This window comes from Shewanella sp. BJSY2023SW001, assembly GCF_047314685.1.
Taxonomy (GTDB): Bacteria; Pseudomonadota; Gammaproteobacteria; order Enterobacterales; family Shewanellaceae; genus Shewanella; species Shewanella indica.
Map to the genome: position 1 here is coordinate 47,209 of NZ_JBKORF010000054.1, position 18,498 is coordinate 65,706.

The window sequence follows — 18,498 nt, forward strand, 5'->3', positions numbered from 1 at the left end:
TTACAGAGGCAAAATGACTGCAAAAACCGTACTGGGCTTCGATTTCGGCACCAAGAGCATAGGCATAGCCATAGGTCAGCAGTTGACCGGCAGTGCCAGCCCACTGACATCCATCAAGGCAGTGGATGGTATTCCCGATTGGCAGCAGATAGCAGCTTTAATCGAAGAATGGCAACCGGATCTGGTGGTGGTGGGGCTGCCACTCAATATGGATGGCACGGAGCAGGAGATGACCCAGAGAGCCCGTAAGTTTGCCAACCGTATTGCCGGGCGTTTCGGTGTCAAGGTGGCCACTCAGGATGAGCGCCTGACCACGGCCGATGCCAAGGCCAGATTATTTGAACTCGGTGGCTTCAAGGCGCTGACCAAGGGCCAGATCGATGCCGTCTCTGCTGTGCTGATCATCGAAAGCTATTTCGAGAACCAGTACTGAAATCTCAGGCGGCTTAAAGACTCCCGGAGAATTTAAGCCGCAGCTGGCCCAATCTTATTTCTGCTTCCCCAGGAATGAGTCTCATCTGTTCGGCCCCAGACCCTGCCCCCAAGCTATCAGGACCTTTTGCCGGCCAACTGTCTGAGCCCCTGCAACAAAGCCTCCATATCCTCACCATCGGTATAGATATGCGGCGAAAAGCGAAAACCGAACCTTGGGCGCAAGTCCGTCTTGATCCCCACTCGATTGAACACTTGCTGCGCCGCCTGCCTATCGGCGAAATCGACTACCACAGTGCCACTGCGCTCACCGCTGATATTGGGCGTCACCACCTTGAGTTCATGACTCAAGGCACAATCCAGGATCCCCTGCCCCAGGCGCTGATTGTGTTGATAGATTTGACTATCGCCGAAAGCGCGCAGCTGCTGCAGTGACGCCGCTGCCAACATGTAAGGCAATACGGAAGGCGTGCCCCCCCAAAACCTTTTTGCTCCCTTGGCGTAGCGAAAATCATGGATATCGAACTCAAACGGCGCCTCATGGGAGAACCATCCCAGATCCACAGGCTCCAGCGTCTGGGCCAACCTATCGCTGAGCCATAAAAAGGCCGCCCCCGGGCCAGCGCAACACCATTTAACGCAGGACCCCAAGACAGCATCAGCCTGCCACTGCCCCAAATCTATCGGTATGACTCCAAGAGACTGGGCAATATCCACCACAGTCATTACTCCTAAGCTTCGGGCCAGAGCGCAAATTTCACTCACGGACTGCAACTGACCGGTTTCAGAAATGGCATGGGTGATAAAGGCCAGCGCCACATCCTCTCCCAAAGCCTGTTGCCACTGACTCAAAGACACCAGCCCGGCTTGCGGCTCAAGCAACTGCAGGCGGTAGCCCTTCTTCTCGGCCTGTTGCAGTACAAACCCCATGGAGGGGAAATCCAGTTCAGTGGCCAAGATCCGCTGACCGGGCTTGGCATTCGGCAGGGCGCCGACCAGCTTGGATAAAGCCGAAGAGAGATTCAGCTGCGGGCAAAAGCCACTGGCGGGAACTCGGGTCAAAGCCGCAAGTTGCTGCAAAAACTGCTCAACCCCCTCGAGCCACACAGGCCAGGCGTCACCGCCTTGATGCTTCCAGGCGCCGAGAAACTCGCCGGCCGCAGCTTCGCAATCTTTTGGCATGGCGCCCACAGAATGGGACAAAAAATAGTGCCCTTCGGGCAGATGAAAACGCGATTTCAACGACATTCCATGCTCCTCAGTCGGCAATCGAGTCGCGTTTGACACCGTAAACACCGCCCCAGATATCTGTCATCTGACCACGAATTTGCCATAGTTTAGGGAAAAACTGCATCTTCATACCTGAGTTGAGGATTTCGGTGCTGCGCCCCTTCAGCGACATGCTGTCTATGCCTATGCTTCTGTGAATGAGTTTGATGTGGTGGTAACGGAAGTGCTGAAACAGCTGGTCGTACTCTATCATGGCCTCGGCCACCATATAGCTTTCATCATGATGGTATTCACTGTTGTATATCTGCTCGACCGTCAGCCCCTTTTGCTCAAGATAGACTCGCTCAAAGGCGAGCCACAGCGGCTTATAAAGCTGCAACAGGGTTTTGAATCCCGGTGATTCCTGACCACTGCCGTTGCCCAGCTGCAGCCGAATGGCCTGATAATCCTTGATAGACATAGTGTCGAGAATACTCAGTTGCTCGATAAGAAACCCCATCGCCTTATGTACCCGGGCAAACAGGGTCAACACCTTAAAGGTCTCCCCTGCGGCCATACGCTCATCAATCTCCAGCAAGGTGTAACAGATGAGCTTCATCCACAACTCCTCCGACTGATGCACTATTTGAAACTGCAGCTCATCGGCGTTACACAGCTGCTCATAGGGCTTCTGACAGCTGAGCAATTTGGGAGTATTGAGGTACTTTTCATAATCCAGTCGACCCTCTCCGGCCATGCTGGCATATATCTGCTCGCGATCCATGATGCCTTATCCTTATTTTTCTGTTGTTAACCATAAATTAACATTCAACTTGCCAAGCTAAGGCATAGCGTGGCAGGCAACAAGGGCAGCGAAGCGATCCGCAAAGAAAGGTAGTGTCAAATATTGTTGGCAGGGCTGCCGGATTGCAGCCCTGAATAGGGGGGGAAGAGCGCTTACAGATAGGGACGAACCAGCTCCGCCATCATCTCTATATGGCTCGGTCTGTCGTTGAGCGCCGCTATATAGCGGAATGACTTACCACCGGCCTGCTCGAAGAACTCACGGTTCTGCCCGGCAATCTCCTCCAGAGTTTCCAGGCAGTCGGCGCTGAATGCCGGACAGGCAACGGCTACATCTGTGATCCCCTGCTTTGGCAGAGCCATCATGGTTTCATCCGTGTAAGGGCCCAGCCATTTGGCCTTGCCGAAACGGGACTGGAAGCTGCTGATCACATCATCCTCTGCCAGCCCAAGACGCTCGGCCAACAATCTTGAGGTCTTGATACAGAAGCAGTAGTAAGGGTCGCCCAGCTTGAGATTCCGCTCCGGCATACCATGGTACGACAGCACCAATTTCTGCGGTTTGCCGTGTTGGGCAAAGTCTGCTTCGATGGACTCGGCCAGCGCCTCGATAAACAGCGGATTATCGTGGTAGGTATGGATAAAATGCAGCGACGGCAGGTAACGCCATTGAGTCAACTCTTTGGCTATGGCATCAAACGCAGAGCCCGTGGTAGGGCCGGCATATTGAGGATAGAGCGGCAGTACAACCAGTTTATCGACCCCTTGGTTGTGCAGGCGTTTGAGCACATCGCCCACCGCCGGGTTACCGTAACGCATCGCCAAGGCAACTTCGGCTTCAACACCTTCGGCCTTGAGCTTTTCTGCCAAGGCCCGGGTCTGGCGCTCACTGATATCCATCAGTGGCGAGCCCTTATCAGTCCACACCTCACGGTAAAGGGCCGCCGATTTGGCCGGCCTGACCCTGAGAATAATGCCATGGAGAATAAGCTTCCACAGCGCCTTGGGGATCTCCACCACCCTGGGATCGGAGAGAAATTCGGCCAGATAACGCCGCACCGCCGCGGGTGTCGGTGCGTCCGGCGTCCCCAGATTTAACAGCAATATCCCGGTTTTACCACGCCCGGCGTGGCCCTTGTCTTTATCAAGACCGATAAACTTAGCCAAAATCACCTCAGATAGAAAACGAATAAGTCAGATATTAAAGCACAGATTCAATCGCTTTGATCAATTCATCGCTATCGGGTTTGACTCGGGAATTAAAGCTCTGCACCTGTTTCCCATCGCCACTGACCAGGTACTTGTAGAAATTCCACTTGGGCGCCCCGGCTTGTTGCCCCAGATAAGCAAATACCGGGTTCACATCGCTGCCGCGAACCGCAGAGGTGGCCACCATGGTGAAGGTCACGCCATAGTTGATGTAACACACCTTGGCGGTATCTTTCTCTTGGTTTTCTTCCTGGAAGAAGTCATCGGATGGGAAACCTATCACCACCAGCCCACGCTCGCGGTAGTCCTTATGCAGGGCTTCAAGCGCCTTGAATTGAGGCGTGAAACCACAGTTGCTGGCGGTATTGACCAGAAGCACAGGTTTACCTTGGGTGAGTTCACACAGGTCGACAGACTCCTGGGAATGGAGCTTTCTCAACTTGATATTGAGGTAATCGGGGCACTGACCGGCAACAGCCACCGTGGGCGCCAAAACCCATGCTGTAAAAGCCAAACCAGTCAAAGCCAGTCCCTTCAATGTCGGCACGGTTAAATTCAATCTTGCCAGGGGCTTGAATGTCTTCAGCATAACACCTCCATTTGTTTGATCTCTTGTTTGCACTCTACAGCAGTTTAGCTTCAGCTGTTAAAAATAGAAGCCGACATTGATATTCAGCCTCGAATGCCAGCTGCTGTCACCTTCGGCAATACCTATGCCCGGGCCGTTGACAAACCACATGTTTTTACCGGCAATCCAGTCGACATAAGAGTAAAACTTACCGGCACTGATGGCGCACCCAGTGACATTTTGCACCGAGTCATCCAACCCGGTACCAGAGGCAAATACCTGGCTGTAGTCGTTGTAACAGTTGAGCTGAGTAATAGGGCCCCAATCAACATCTATGCTGCGCGACAAATTAAATGTAACCACATCGGCCTCGGCCGCTATCTCAAACGGATAGGCAAAAGCCGACAGCGCCAGACGCTCGCCGGGCATGTCATAGTCATAATGCAGATACTGCACCTGAGTCTGCCAGGCATGCCAATCCATTTGCCAATGGGCGGCTACCGCCAGACCATCAGTGTCTTCACCGGCAACAGCGCCAGCCATGGGCTTGTAGTCCAAACGGCTGTATTGCACAGAGGCACCCAGTTTATGGGCAAACTCGCCATACTTCAGGCTGCGCTCTAGCCTGGCGTTAAACTGCCCGGCTTCTTCATAGGGAGCATTTTCTGTGGTAGCAACATCGAAGGAATAACGTTTGAAGCGACTGCCGTCGCCATATTCATCATTGGCAAACCAGGCGAGATCGTAACGCCAACCGTCCTTGCTGTAGTGCCAGTGAATACCGGCATCATAGTCATCCTCAAAGCCGAGATAATAAGTCGCACCAAACCAGAAGGAATGAGCTGCATAGGGCAGCAAACCGAAAGGCACCTGGGTGACCCCGAGGCGAATGTCCGAATTTTCTGAAAAACGATAGCCAAAGAAGGCATGCTGGATCACATCCTGATCCTGATACCAACGATACTGAGCCGATGCAAACAGTTCTCCATTGTCGTATTTGACATCGGCACGAAACAGCTCGAACTCTAACTTGGCATCGTCATCATAGTCTTTCCAGCCATAGTTGACTCGTACCGCCCCGCCGATATCCAGCTCGTCGGAAACCGGCACGGCCGCGGCCGGCAGAGTGAAACAACCGGCCAGCGCCAGACCCAAAGCTGAAAATAAAGTGGTTTGCCGCAATTGCATTCCCCTTCCATCCTTTTCACAAAACAGGCGCAACACAATAACAAAAACACAGTTGTTTTTCGAACAATCCACTCAATATCAACACAAAAGGCGTCAGAGTGACGCCTTTTCATCCAAGTAGAGTAGTTAAAATCCTACTGAAAACGGTATCAACCTATTAATCCATATCCAGAGTGACCCCCTCCATGAAACCTGAATTACCTGTGTCGTTGCTGTGGAGTTTAATCATGAGTCGCAGGTCGTTCGGCGAATCAGCATGATGCAGTGCATCGGCGTAGCTGATCTCCCCTTCACAGTAGAGCTTGAACAGCGCCTGATCGAAGGTTTGCATCCCCTGCTCGTTGGACTTGGCCATGGTCTCCTTAAGCACGTGCAGCTCGTTCTTTTGAATAAGACTGGCCACCCTGGGAGTGTTAATCAGCACTTCGATGGCGGCGCGCCGACCGCTGCCGTCCACCTTGGGCACCAGCTGCTGGGCCACAATACCACGCAAGTTAAGCGACAGGTCAAACAAGAGCTGTTGGTGCTTACTCTCAGGCACCAGGTGCATGATGCGATCCAGCGCCTGGTTGGCGTTATTGGCGTGCAGGGTTGCCATACACAAGTGGCCGGTTTCGGCGAACGACAGGGCAAACTCCATGGTTTCCTGGGTACGGATCTCACCGATAAGGATAACGTCCGGCGCCTGGCGCAATGAGCTCTTGAGCGCCGCATCAAACGACTCGGTATCTATACCCACTTCCCGCTGGGTGATAATGCTCTTGCCGTGTTGGTGAACAAATTCCACCGGATCTTCGATAGTAAGTATGTGTCCCCTGGCATTGGCATTACGGTAACCGATAAGTGCCGCCAGTGAGGTGGACTTACCCGTACCTGTTCCCCCTACCATAATCACCAACCCACGCTTGCTCATCACCAAGTCTTTGAGGATGGGCGGCAGATACAGCTGCTCCACAGTAGGGATCTTGGTTTCGATGCGCCGCATCACGCAGCCCGCCGACTCCCGTTGCCAGAAGGCACTGACCCGGAAACGCCCCAGCTCCTTGGCGCCCACGGCAAAGTTACATTCACGGGTCTCGTGAAACTCTTTTTTCTGCTCCGGCGTCATCAAAGATTCGACAAACTCCAGCGACTGCGCCGGGGTAAAGGCGTTTTCCGCCAAGGGTCTGAGTTCACCGTCCACCTTGGCACTGGGAGGAAAGGCGGCGGTAATAAAGAGATCCGAGGCCTTGCGCTCCACCATAGCCTTGAGAAAAGGTCTGACGTCCATGGGGGACTCCTTAGAAATTCGCTTGTTTGTTGGAGCTCTTGGCCATGGCATCCTCCCGACTGATCAAGCCGCGATTCACCAGGTTCTGCAGGCTCTGCTCCAAGGTTTGCATGCCATGAGCCATACCGGTTTGGATAGCAGAATACATCTGTGCCACCTTGTCCTCACGGATAAGGTTTCGGATAGCCGGGGTACCCATCATGATCTCATGGGCCGCCACCCGGCCGCCGCCAACCTTCTTGATTAGGGTCTGGGAGATAACCGCCTGCAACGACTCAGACAACATGGTACGCACCATGTCCTTCTCGCCTGCGGGGAATACGTCAACCACACGGTCAATGGTCTTGGCCGCCGAGGTGGTGTGCAAGGTACCGAACACCAAGTGGCCGGTTTCTGCTGCTGTCATCGCCAGGCGTATGGTTTCCAAATCCCGCATCTCACCGACCAGAATGACATCCGGGTCTTCACGCAGAGCGCTTCTGAGGGCGGCGTTAAAACTGTGGGTATGGCGATGCACTTCCCGCTGGTTGATAAGGCATTGCTTGTTTTGGTGCACAAATTCGATAGGGTCTTCAATGGTGAGAATATGATCGTGGCGGTTCTCATTGACGTAATCTATCATCGCCGCCAGGGTAGTACTCTTACCCGAACCTGTGGGGCCGGTTACCAGCACCAGGCCGCGAGGATATGAAGCGATTTTCTTGAAGATTTCCGGCGCGCCCAGTTGTTCCAAAGTCAAAATGTCGCTGGGAATAGTACGAAAAACCGCGGCGGCGCCGCGGGACTGATTGAAGGCATTGACACGAAAACGCGCCAGATTGGGAACTTCAAAGGAAAAGTCGATTTCCAGAAACTCTTCATAATCCTTACGCTGCTTGTCATTCATTATGTCGTAGACAAGTCTGTGAACCCCTTGGTGATCAAGCGCAGGGACATTAATCTTTCTGACCTCACCGTCGACGCGTATCATGGGAGGCACACCGGCCGATAAGTGCAGATCCGAAGCGTTATGCTTTACACTAAAGGCCAATAATTCAGTGATTTCCATAGTTTGGGATATCCGTTCAACCAAAAAGTTTACATCATGACAACAATAGCAGACAGACTGGCACTAGCCCAGCGCAGGATAGCTCAAGCGGCGCAAATTTCGTCCCGAAATGCAAGCGAGATCAAGCTGCTGGCTGTCAGCAAGACCAAACCGGTCGCCGACATTGAACAAGCTTATGCCGCCGGGCAACGTTGCTTTGGCGAAAACTATGTCCAGGAGGGGCAACAGAAAGCCATGGAATTGGCACAGCGCTGTCCCGATATAGAATGGCACTTTATCGGCCCGCTGCAATCCAATAAATCAAGAATTGTCGCCGAGCACTTCCATTGGATGCACACCCTGGAGCGGGAAAAGATCGCCCGCCGCCTGTCGGAGCAGCGCCCTGAAGGCATGCAACCACTGGAAATCTGCATTCAAATCAATGTTTCGGGTGAGAGTTCCAAAGCAGGAATAGCAACACAGAGCGAAATGTTTGAGCTGGCGAGCCTGGTGGACTCATTGCCCAACCTCAAACTCAGGGGACTGATGACAATTCCCAGTGCCGGTGAAGGCCCAAGGCTTGAGGCGGAGCTGTCGCACATGCAGCAACTGTTTGCCGAACTGAAGCTCAAGTTTCCACAGGTGGATACCCTGTCCATGGGTATGAGTCAGGATCTTGAACTCGCCATCGCCAAGGGCTCTACCATGGTCAGAGTCGGCAGCGCTATTTTCGGCGAGCGTAACTACGGCCGATAAACCAGCCAATAAGATCTGAGATTGGCCGCTGAGACCTTGTTTTTGATAGTATTGGCCCAAATACTAATATCTCCCGCACGGTCAAAGCCGATGCGGGATACACTCCAATCACAAGTGACAGGGGACAGCATGGCTCAAAAGAAAATCTGTTTTATCGGCGCCGGCAATATGAGCCGCAGTATCATCAGCGGGCTGGTGGGCAGCGGTTATCCGGCTGAATTGATCCAAGCCAGCAACCCAAGCACAGCTAAACTCGATGCCCTCAAGCGCGATTTCGGCATCCTCACCACCACAGACAACCAAGCCGCCTGTGACTGGGCCGATATCATAGTGCTGTCGGTCAAACCGCAACTGATGCAACAGGTGTGTGAGCAACTGGCAACACTGCCGCTGGCCGATAAACTGTTTATTACCATAGCGGCAGGGATCCCGGCCGCCAGATACAATGACTACTTCGGCCAACAGATTAAGCTTATCCGCACTATGCCCAACACCCCAACCCAACTTGGCTGTGGCATGACAGGCCTTTATGCCGCAAGTGGGGTTGAGCAGGCGGATAAAGATCTTTGTCAGCAGATTATGGCCAGTGGCGGCGAGACCCTGTGGGTAGACAAAGAAGCGGATCTCAATTTGGTGATCGCCTTGGCGGGCAGCTCTCCGGCCTATTTTTTCCTGTTTATGGAAGGCATGATGGATGCGGCCAAAGAGCTGGGGCTGGATGAATCCAAGGCCAGGTTACTGGTGCAGCAGGCAGCGCTGGGTGCCTCACAGATGGTGATTCAAAATCCTCAGCTGAGCGCCGGCCAACTGCGGCAGAATGTCACCTCCAAGGGCGGTACCACCCATGAAGCAGTGGAAACCTTCCAACGGGGTGATCTCAAGGGACTGATCAAGCAAGCAATGAACAACTGTATTGCCAGGGCTGAAGCCATGGCCAAAGAATTCTAAACGACCCAAGGGCGAAACTTTTCATGAATGACGCATTGATTTACCTGATTACAGTCGTATTCGACCTCTATTTTATGGTAGTCATACTGAGGATCTGGCTGCAGCTGGTGCGGGCAGATTTTTATAACCCCTTCAGCCAGTTTATCGTCAAGGCCACCCACCCCATTGTAGCGCCCATGCGGCGGATACTGCCCTCCATAGGCAGTCTGGATACGGCCTCTGTGGTGCTGGCACTGCTGGTGGTGGTGGTCAAAATACTCTTGCTGACCCTGATGGCGGGCCAGGAGTTCAACCTGGTTGCCACCTTGATGTTTGCGCTGGTGTCCTTGTTTAAAAAGGCTGGGGTATTGTTGTTCTGGATCCTGATCATCCGCGCCATCCTCAGTTGGGTCAGCCAGGGCCGCAATCCGATTGAGTATGTGATGATGCAGTTGACCGAGCCACTGCTGGCGCCCATTCGCCGCTTCCTGCCCCCCATGGGCGGGCTGGACTTGTCGCTGCTGGTGCTGATGGTGTTGATGAATTTCATTAACATACTGCTGGCCAAGACGATTCCTTTCTGGGCCATTGCCTGATGAAAGCTGTTAGCTGGGAGCAGCAGGACCTGTTGCTCAATCTCTATATCCAGCCCAAGGCCAGCCGGGATCAACTGGTTGGCCTGCATGGTGAAGAGTTCAAGGTGGCCATTACCGCGCCACCTGTGGACGGCAAAGCCAACGCCCACCTGACCAAGTATCTGTCCAAGGCCTTCAAGGTGCCCAAGGGGCAGATAGCCATAGTCAAGGGAGAGCTGGGCCGCCATAAGCAGGTGCGTATTGAAGCGCCCAAGATATTACCCGCAGAAATCGAGGCCTTACTCTGATGCCATGGCAGCAGACAAGGGACTATAATCAACTCAACACACTTAACCTCAGGTAAAGCATTATGTTGCGCAAATTTTTGACCCTGCTTTTGTGTCTCGGCTCTCTGACCGGTGTCGCTCAGGCCGAACAGAAACAGACCGTCGGCCATTTCGATATCCACTATATGGCGCTGGGCAGCACCTTTTTGACGCCATCCATCGCCAAGAACTATGGCATAGAACGCAGCCGTTACACGGGCATAATCAATATCGCCGTACTGGATACCAGTGAAGAGGGCAATCCGGCAGTACCGGTCGAGATATCAGGCCTGGCCAACAACCTTATCGATGCCAGAATGCAGTTGAAGTTCCGTGAAATTCGCGAGGGTGATGCCATCTACTATATTGCCGAGGTGCCCTATCGTGACGATCAGGAGATTAACTTTCAAATCCTGATCAAACACGGCAACGAGCTCAACACCACTCTGGCCTTCAAACAGAAATTCTACGTCGATTGAGCTGTACATTCCGTCAATAGAGCGCCGCCGAATGAGCGGCGTTTTTTATGGCCGCCCCGAGGGGTATTGACTGCCGACTTCGAGAAACGACAGCAGCCATTAGGGCTCAAACCTTCCACGGCTCTACTTGTTTTCGCGCCTTTTCATTGTCGCTGAGTGAGTAAACTCTTTTGCAAAATGGTACTATTGCCGGCATTGCGAAATAAGGAAAATCCAAGATGAAACAGATAGTGCTTGCCAGTGGCAATAAGGGAAAACTCAAAGAATTCGCCGAGATGTTCAGCGCCTTCAATATTGAGGTGTTGCCACAAAACCAATTCGACGTGCCTGAAGTGGCAGAAACCGGCACCACTTTTGTTGAAAATGCCATTATCAAGGCGCGCCATGCCGCCGAAATCACCGGTTTGCCCGCTATCGCCGATGACTCAGGCCTCGAAGTTGATGCTCTGGACGGCGCTCCCGGCATCTATTCTGCCCGTTACAGTGGCGCCAACGCCACGGCCGAAGGCAACTACAACAAGCTGCTTGGCGCCATAGAGGCAACGTCTGCCCCCCGTACCGCCCGTTTCCAGTGTGTACTTGTGTATATGCGTCATGCCAAGGATCCGACTCCCATCATCTGCCAGGCCGCCTGGGAAGGTGAAATAGGTTTTGAACCCAAGGGCAACAACGGCCATGGTTATGATCCCGTATTCATTCCCTGTGGCTACCAGCAAACTGCCGCCGAGCTCAGCAGTGATGAAAAGAACCATCTCAGTCACAGAGGCAAGGCGCTGAAATTGCTGCTTGAAGCCTTCAAACAACAGGGGATCCTCGGCTAATGCTGACGCTGCCACCGCTGAGTCTCTATATTCATATTCCCTGGTGTGTGCAGAAATGCCCTTACTGTGATTTCAACTCTCACGGAAAACAGGGTGAGCTGCCACAGCAGGAATATGTCGATGCCCTGCTTGGCGATCTCGACGCCGACCTGCACTATGTTCAAGGCCGGCAACTGCACAGCATTTTTATCGGTGGCGGCACCCCCTCCCTATTCGATGCTGCCCAGATAGGCAGGCTGCTGCAAGGCGTGAATCGGCGCATTCCCTTTACCGATGACATAGAGATCACCATGGAGGCCAACCCAGGCACTCTGGAACATGATGACTTCAGCGCTTACCGCGCAGCAGGTGTCACTCGCCTCTCCATAGGTGTGCAAAGCTTTGCCAAAGACAAGCTCAACCTGCTGGGGCGAATTCACGGCAAGGATGAAGCAGTCAACGCTGCCAAAGGCGTTGCTGCAGCCGGATACCAGAGCTTTAACCTGGATCTGATGCACGGTCTGCCGAACCAGAGCTTTGAAGAGGCTATGGCCGATATCGACACGGCGGCGGCGCTCAATCCTCCGCACCTGTCCTGGTATCAGCTCACCATAGAGCCAAACACCCTGTTTCATTCGCGCCCGCCGCAACTGCCGGACGATGAAGCACTTTGGCACATCTATGAACAGGGCCAGCAAAGACTCGCAGCCCTTGGCTACCAGCAGTATGAAATATCCGCCTACGCCAAACCCGGTTTTCAGTGCCGCCATAACCTCAACTATTGGGAGTTCGGTGATTATCTGGGAATTGGTTGCGGCGCCCACGGCAAGCTGACGCTACCGGAGCAGGACCGCATAGTACGCACGGTAAAGATAAAACATCCAAAGGGTTATTTGGCCACAGAGGATTATCTATTTGAGGTAAGTGATGTACTGCCCAAAGACAGGGCGCTGGAGTACCTGATGAACAGGCTGCGACTGATGAGCCCCATCCCCTGGAGCGAATTTGAAGCGCGCACCGGCGTTGCGGCCAACACCCTGGATAAAGGCATGCAGCAGGCCGCCGAGCGCGGGCTGGTGGAGATCACTCCCGGCTACTGGAAGCTCACTAACAAGGGACATATGTTCGTCAACGATCTGCTGTCGCAGTTTTGTTAACTCCATCTATTATTAGCCTCCTCTTGCTGCTGCCAAAGCGAAAGCAGCAAGAGGAAATATTTTCTAACATTTACGCCAATACTTAATTACTCAACTTCATTAGGATTAACTTCTTTAGACGCAAATGAGCCATAGCAGTCGCGGTTTCTGTGCGTCTTTCCTGACTCGGGCCATCGTCATCCGGCCTGCCATTGCCAAGCAAAAAGGAAGTTGTCCATGCCTATAACCATAAGAAAAAGTCTGTTGACGCTGGCCCTTGGCGCCGTTTTAAGCAGCAGTTATCCCCTTCTCGCCCAAGCCTCCGTCTCCGGGCAGAGTAACCAAGCATCAAACCTGGCTCCTGAGGCCATCAAGGCCGAATCCGCCAAAGCCAACGCCCTGTTTGAAGCCATCTTCAACGAAGATGTTGCCGCCAGCCCGGTGCGGCAGACCTTTCTTGGTATCAAGACAGATTACGGCAAGTGGGACTCACTGGGAGATGCAGCCGATGATGCCGCGCTTGCTCGCGCCAAGCAGCAGCTTGAGCGCCTGTCACAACTGGATCCGACAAAGTTGGACTCACAGAGCAAGTTGAGCCTGGAGCTGTTGACCGCCAAGCTGCAACGCCAGATCCGCGATGATAAGTTCCGCCACTACAACTACCCGGTCAACCAGATGTACGGCATTCACTCGCTGGTACCTTCATTGTTGATAAACCAACACTCGATAGCCAACGAAGCCGATGCCCGCGCCTATATCAGCCGTATAGCCGGGGTTCCTGAGCTGTTTGAGCAGCTGATCACCGCCCTCGAGGTTCGCGCCGAGGAAGGCATAATCGCCCCCAAGTTCGTATTCCCCCACGTACTTTCAGACAGCCGCAATATTATTCATGGCGCGCCGTTTGATGGTGAGCCGGACAGCGCTATCTGGGCCGACTTCAAGGGCAAGTTGGCAAAACTCAAGCTGAATGAAGACACCCAAGATAAACTGCTGGATCAAGCCGCCATCGCCCTCAAAGAACAATTGAGGCCAGCTTACCAAAAGCTGATTGCCTATCTCGAAACCCTGGAAAAACGGGCCGACAGCAGAGATGGAGTCTGGAAATTCCCGAGCGGCAGCGCCTTCTACAACAATGCCCTGGCCAATACCACCACCACAGAGATGAGCGCCGATAGCATTCATCAATTAGGACTGGACGAGGTCGCCAGGATCCACGGCGAAATGCGCGCCATCATGGACAACGTTGGCTTCAAGGGCGATCTCAAAGCCTTCTTCGAGTTTATGCGCCAGAATGAGGGCTTCTACTTCCCGGACAATGACGCCGGCCGCCGGGCCTACCTGAGAGAGGCCACCGCCCTTATCGATAACATGAACTCTCGCCTGGATGAAGTGTTCAAGGTAAAGCCCAAAGCGCCGTTGATAGTCAAACAGGTGGAAGCCTTCAGGGAGAAGTCTGCCGGCAAGGCTTTCTACAACCAGCCCTCGGCCGATGGCAGTCGCCCGGGAACTTACTATGCCAACCTCTACGACATAATGGCTATGCCCAAATACCAAATGGAGGCACTGGCCTACCATGAAGGGATCCCCGGGCATCACATGCAGATAGCCATAGCCCAGGAACTGGAAGGACTTCCCAGCTTTCGTCGCTTCGGCTCTTACACGGCTTATATCGAGGGCTGGGGCCTTTACAGTGAGTACTTCCCCAAGGAGATGGGGCTTTACAGCGATCCCTACTCAGACTTTGGCAGATTAGCGATGGAGCTATGGCGCTCCTGCCGTTTGGTGGTAGATACCGGGATCCATGCCAAGAAATGGACTCGAGAACAAGCCATAGCCTATTACATGGATAACACTCCCAATGCCGAATCTGACGCAGTAAAAATGGTTGAGCGGCACATAGTTATGCCCTCGCAGGCAACCGCTTACAAGGTGGGGATGAACAAGATACTTGCGCTTAGAGCCTACGCCAAGGAGGCGCTGGGTGAGCGTTTCGACATTCGCGCCTTCCACACTCTGGTCTTGAAAAACGGCCCCTTGCCGCTGAATGTACTGGAGCAGGAGGTAAAAGACTGGGTAACCGCGCAAAGCCAGGCTTGAAACTGAATCAACTGCCGCTCCCATGAGCGGCTTTTTATGCGCTTGATTCCGTCCTGAAAACAGACATAAAAATACCCCGGCCACCTGGGCCGGGGTAAACCAAAATCAGGATGATGGTTTTAAGGCCGACATTGTTTTAGTTCGAAAACCTGGGTCGGCATTGATAAGGGCTTAACACTCTGTGTTGAACCAAGCAGTCTACAGCAGGAGGGGTCAGTCCCGCGGCACACCCGTATGTTGGTTCCACCCGAATCAACTGCAACCATTGTATTGATTTCAGAACAGACTGCAACTGGGTTATTAAAAATCTTTAAAGCCCATCAAATAATAAAGCGGTTGAATAAACCAATAAAATCCTAACATCCATATGATATATAAACAAAAAACACCCAAGCGGGACTTGAGTGTTTTTCATTGTTCTATTATAAGAACGATATTTCTTTATTTTTCCTGGCGTTGGGCAAACAGATCTGCATATTTTTTGTCCCAATAAGGTGGCGTACCTATATGATCCTTGATGAACTCGATAAAGGCACTCACCTTGGGGGCCAAGTGTTTACGTCTTGGATAAACAGCCTGCAGCGGCAGATGATGAGTCAGTTGCCAATCGGGAAGCAGGGGAACCAGAGTACCTTTTTCTATTTCATCTTCCAGCAGATAACTGGCGAGATAAACCACCCCAAGCCCACTGACAGCGGCAGACTTAAGCGCCGGCGCATTGTCGACTCTGAAATTACCCGAAACCCCTATCTCACAGTAATCATCGCCCTTCTTGAATTGCCAAACGCTGTGCTCATGCCATTCACCGTGGTAAACCAAACAGTTGTGCTCCACCAGCTGCTCCGGACGGGCCGGCATACCGTGAGCTGCAACATACCCGGGGGATGCCACCAGCAGGAACTGACACTTCATCAGCGGGCGAGCCACCATTCCCAGAGGCAGTTGCTCTGACATGGTCAGCAGCAGATCCAGGCCTTCACTGACCACATCAACCTTATGGTCCAACAGGCTCACCTGCAGCTCGAGATCCGGATGACGGGTCATAAACTCGGGCAGTGCCGGAATAATATGCATGGTGCCGAATGACTGGGAGATACCTACCTTGAGCACGCCTCGGGTGGCATCATTAAGGTTGTGCACACTGGCCACCGCCTGATCCGCATCCCGGAGCAGTTCTTCCCCTTGCACATACAGCAGATTACCGGCTTCGGTGAGGCTTAAGCTACGGGTCGTTCGCTGGATCAGCTGGATCCCGAGTTTATGTTCAAGATCAGCAACCTGGGTACTGACCTTGGATTTGGATATTCCGAGCCTACGCGCCGCTGCACTGAAGCTGCCGGCACGGGCGACATGAGTGAAAATAGCGATAGGTTCTAACAGTTCTAACATGAAAGTCGCCTTAAGCCGTTTACAACACTGGTAAAAGCTTTCCTGGAAAAGCGACGGGCCTCACCGTCAAGACCCCAAAATGGGGTGTGGGCTGCCGGGTTTTGGAAAGCGCACTGGGTAGAGTCACTGAGTCCTGACTTGGGTGTCAGTTTTATTATTTTTGCGAAGTATACCAATTCTTTGTTATTGACTCTAACCCAAGGATAGCTTTGAGCCAAAAAAACCGCCGCAGTGATGGCATAATCAACAGACAACCAATAAAAAACCCCTGTATCAAGGGAGGGGAAGATACAGGGGGAATCACCAGCTTAAATCTTATTGCTGCAGTTCAACCTTGCCGGACAGTACCTGGAATTCGCCCAGCTCAGGGATCTGCTTGCGTAACTTGTCTTCCAGCACCAGCAAACGTTGGAAGTTGTCGCAAAGCGCGTCGGCTCTCTGCTCCATCTCCTGGGCACGGGACTCCATTTGCACTTCAATATCCTTGCCCATCTTTTCCATCTTCTGGCTGAAGGCATTGATCTTCTCATCAAAGGTTTCGCCCTCACCTGACATCATGGCGCTGCCCATGGCCATCATCAAACTGCCTAGCGACTGCTGCACCAGTTGCTCTATTTCTTTGGAAAACTCATCACCAAAGGCGTTTTCCAGCGACTCTTCAGTGGCCCCGAGGAAGTACTGGTCACCATTGCGATGAGCCACTTCATAGACTCTCTGTTGCAGACTGCCCATGGTTTCATCCAACTTGGCAGCGGCGGCATCACCCAAGAGTGGTGTCAGGGCCATGCTCACGGCCTCGCTCGCCATGGTGACGGCATCTTCCACCAGAGAGATGACTTCGGGTAACTGCTGAGCCATGGCATCCGAGTACTCGTTGACAAGCTTGCTCTGCTCGGCATTCAAGACCACTTCTTCACCTTCCACATAGAGGCGGCCCGGCTCAATTCGATAGTGTTCTTTCCCTTGATTACTGACACTCAGCCTCTTGGGTTCCAGTGAGATGTCGTAGTTGAGCGACATCTCGCATTGCTCATCTCTTGGCTCAAAGTTGATCGCCATAGCAGGCGCCGCCGCAAACAGTGCACACACCAAAGATATTCCACCAATCGCTTGTTTCATTCTGTCTTCCCTCTCGTTTTAATCTGCCGAGTAAACTTGGTTACCGCTTATGGCTCAGAATAAAGCAGACTTTGTGCCAAATTTGTAATCAACTGATAGTAGAAGAATTAATATCAAGCAAGGCTGCAAAATATGAAAATCCACCATCTGCGAGTGGCAAATTTCACTAACTTGTAGCCGTTATGATGAATAAGACACAAGAAACCAAAGAAAGGTTTAACAGGGAATACTCAGGATGGCCTAGACCGTTCCTTTTCTTCACTGCATTCGGGATTAAAAGCCATGATAGCCGCTGTGCCAGCAGCTTAAAGTCGTGGAGCAAGTGCATCCATGCACAAGGGCCAGTTCGCCCCTTCGAACCAATTGGCAACAATGCCAGCGACGGCTCCAAAGGGGAGTCGGTGCAATTCTGTGAGAGTTAACTTGTTTGAAGCGACCTATATGCCCGCAGACATATACCTCATTTTCAGGCACAGGCGGAACTGTGACCGTCGAAAACAGGGCCGAATTTTGTTCCAGACAAATGTCGGCATACACTCCATCCATGGAGATAAGGGACGTATTAACGCCGAGTCACAGGATCGCCTGTGCGAAAGGCGCACCGCAGGTGATGGGCTGCAACTTAGATTACAGCTAACACCAAGTTTATTGGTGAGATTTGGTTCAAAGCCATGATAGCCCCTGTGCCAGCGGCCTAAAGTCGTGGAGCTTCGAGCGGGGTCGGTGTAATTCTGTGAGAATGGAGTAGCTTGAAACATCTGAAGTGTCCGCAGACATACACCTCATTTTCAGGCACAGGCGGAACTGTGACCTTCCGAGCCAGGGATGGCGAGGCAGAGCTTACAGGGATGTACTTGCAGCGAGTCACAGGATCGCCTGTGCGAAAGCGCACCGCAGGTGATGGGCTGCAACTTAGCTGGCAGCTAAAACCAGGTTTATTGGTGGGATTTGGTTCAAACCCTGATAGCCGCTGTGCCAGCGGCCTAAAGTCGTGGAGCAAATGCATCCATGCACAAGGGCCAGCTCGTCATCCATGACTCGCGCTCGAAAGCATGTTGCTACGCAACTCTCGCCAAACCACACCGGGCAAGAGGCTTTGCTTGTCCAAAGCCCCTTGCATCCCCAAGGACACCCCGACGTAGCCGAAATCCCCGCTGGCTTATGAAACAAATTGGCTACACTCAGGA

At 52.8% G+C, this 18,498-nt stretch carries 18 protein-coding genes; 9 read left to right on the forward strand and 9 right to left on the reverse strand.

Features of this window, described 5'->3' with window-relative positions; genetic code table 11:
* The first annotated feature begins 13 nt into the window (after positions 1 to 13).
* Entirely contained in the window at positions 14 to 433 is a 420-nt protein-coding gene (gene ruvX, locus ACMHXH_RS12955; RefSeq protein ID WP_025009458.1) for a Holliday junction resolvase RuvX, read from the forward strand.
* 116 nt (positions 434 to 549) lie between these two features.
* Here ruvX and ACMHXH_RS12960 read toward each other — a convergent pair whose 3' ends face one another.
* The 7 genes from ACMHXH_RS12960 to ACMHXH_RS12990 all read right to left on the reverse strand — a co-directional run bounded on the left by ACMHXH_RS12960 (position 550) and on the right by ACMHXH_RS12990 (position 7,728).
* The gene (locus tag ACMHXH_RS12960; protein ID WP_039034900.1) at positions 550 to 1,680 is read right to left on the reverse strand and encodes an aminotransferase class V-fold PLP-dependent enzyme; all 1,131 of its coding nucleotides are present in this window, start codon (positions 1,678 to 1,680) and stop codon (positions 550 to 552) included.
* A gap of 10 nt (positions 1,681 to 1,690) precedes the next feature.
* A complete protein-coding gene (locus ACMHXH_RS12965; RefSeq protein ID WP_335911956.1) occupies positions 1,691 to 2,425 on the reverse strand; it encodes a tryptophan 2,3-dioxygenase family protein in 735 nt (244 codons plus the stop codon).
* A 173-nt stretch (positions 2,426 to 2,598) separates the two neighbouring features.
* Positions 2,599 to 3,612: a ferrochelatase gene (gene hemH, locus ACMHXH_RS12970; protein ID WP_162206639.1), complete on the reverse strand. Its 1,014-nt coding sequence runs from the start codon at positions 3,610 to 3,612 to the stop codon at positions 2,599 to 2,601.
* A 34-nt stretch (positions 3,613 to 3,646) separates the two neighbouring features.
* On the reverse strand, positions 3,647 to 4,243 hold the full coding sequence (locus tag ACMHXH_RS12975; protein ID WP_082014316.1) for a glutathione peroxidase: 597 nt from the start codon (positions 4,241 to 4,243) through the stop codon (positions 3,647 to 3,649).
* A 57-nt stretch (positions 4,244 to 4,300) separates the two neighbouring features.
* Complete coding sequence (locus ACMHXH_RS12980; RefSeq protein WP_039034903.1) at positions 4,301 to 5,410, reverse strand: hypothetical protein; 1,110 nt, start codon at positions 5,408 to 5,410, stop codon at positions 4,301 to 4,303.
* Between the two features lie 157 nt (positions 5,411 to 5,567).
* On the reverse strand, positions 5,568 to 6,680 hold the full coding sequence (locus ACMHXH_RS12985; protein WP_039034904.1) for a PilT/PilU family type 4a pilus ATPase: 1,113 nt from the start codon (positions 6,678 to 6,680) through the stop codon (positions 5,568 to 5,570).
* Between the two features lie 10 nt (positions 6,681 to 6,690).
* Complete coding sequence (locus ACMHXH_RS12990; RefSeq protein ID WP_025009461.1) at positions 6,691 to 7,728, reverse strand: type IV pilus twitching motility protein PilT; 1,038 nt, start codon at positions 7,726 to 7,728, stop codon at positions 6,691 to 6,693.
* A 36-nt stretch (positions 7,729 to 7,764) separates the two neighbouring features.
* Between ACMHXH_RS12990 and ACMHXH_RS12995 the strand changes: the two genes are divergently transcribed.
* The 8 genes from ACMHXH_RS12995 (at position 7,765) to ACMHXH_RS13030 (ending at position 14,803) form a co-directional block, all read left to right on the forward strand.
* Complete coding sequence (locus tag ACMHXH_RS12995; RefSeq protein ID WP_039034905.1) at positions 7,765 to 8,463, forward strand: YggS family pyridoxal phosphate-dependent enzyme; 699 nt, start codon at positions 7,765 to 7,767, stop codon at positions 8,461 to 8,463.
* Positions 8,464 to 8,592: 129 nt separating this feature from the next.
* On the forward strand, positions 8,593 to 9,411 hold the full coding sequence (gene proC / locus ACMHXH_RS13000; protein ID WP_039034906.1) for a pyrroline-5-carboxylate reductase: 819 nt from the start codon (positions 8,593 to 8,595) through the stop codon (positions 9,409 to 9,411).
* Between the two features lie 23 nt (positions 9,412 to 9,434).
* Positions 9,435 to 9,986: a YggT family protein gene (locus ACMHXH_RS13005; protein WP_039034907.1), complete on the forward strand. Its 552-nt coding sequence runs from the start codon at positions 9,435 to 9,437 to the stop codon at positions 9,984 to 9,986.
* Positions 9,986 to 10,273: a DUF167 family protein YggU gene (yggU, locus tag ACMHXH_RS13010; protein ID WP_037467122.1), complete on the forward strand. Its 288-nt coding sequence runs from the start codon at positions 9,986 to 9,988 to the stop codon at positions 10,271 to 10,273. The genes ACMHXH_RS13005 and yggU overlap by 1 nt, the downstream gene beginning before the upstream one ends.
* 62 nt (positions 10,274 to 10,335) lie before the next feature.
* Positions 10,336 to 10,770: a DUF4426 domain-containing protein gene (locus tag ACMHXH_RS13015; protein ID WP_071476997.1), complete on the forward strand. Its 435-nt coding sequence runs from the start codon at positions 10,336 to 10,338 to the stop codon at positions 10,768 to 10,770.
* Positions 10,771 to 10,988: 218 nt separating this feature from the next.
* Positions 10,989 to 11,591, forward strand: coding sequence for an RdgB/HAM1 family non-canonical purine NTP pyrophosphatase (rdgB, locus tag ACMHXH_RS13020; protein ID WP_071476996.1), 603 nt, complete (start codon positions 10,989 to 10,991; stop codon positions 11,589 to 11,591).
* Entirely contained in the window at positions 11,591 to 12,727 is a 1,137-nt protein-coding gene (hemW, locus tag ACMHXH_RS13025; protein WP_319618903.1) for a radical SAM family heme chaperone HemW, read from the forward strand. Before rdgB ends, hemW begins: the two co-directional genes overlap by 1 nt.
* A gap of 216 nt (positions 12,728 to 12,943) precedes the next feature.
* On the forward strand, positions 12,944 to 14,803 hold the full coding sequence (locus ACMHXH_RS13030) for a DUF885 domain-containing protein (protein WP_335911957.1): 1,860 nt from the start codon (positions 12,944 to 12,946) through the stop codon (positions 14,801 to 14,803).
* 441 nt (positions 14,804 to 15,244) lie between these two features.
* Here the strand turns inward: ACMHXH_RS13030 and ACMHXH_RS13035 are convergent, their stop codons facing one another.
* Entirely contained in the window at positions 15,245 to 16,192 is a 948-nt protein-coding gene (locus ACMHXH_RS13035; RefSeq protein WP_039034912.1) for a LysR family transcriptional regulator, read from the reverse strand.
* 315 nt (positions 16,193 to 16,507) lie between these two features.
* Entirely contained in the window at positions 16,508 to 17,311 is an 804-nt protein-coding gene (locus tag ACMHXH_RS13040; protein WP_335911958.1) for a YggN family protein, read from the reverse strand.
* Positions 17,312 to 18,498: the final 1,187 nt, after the last annotated feature.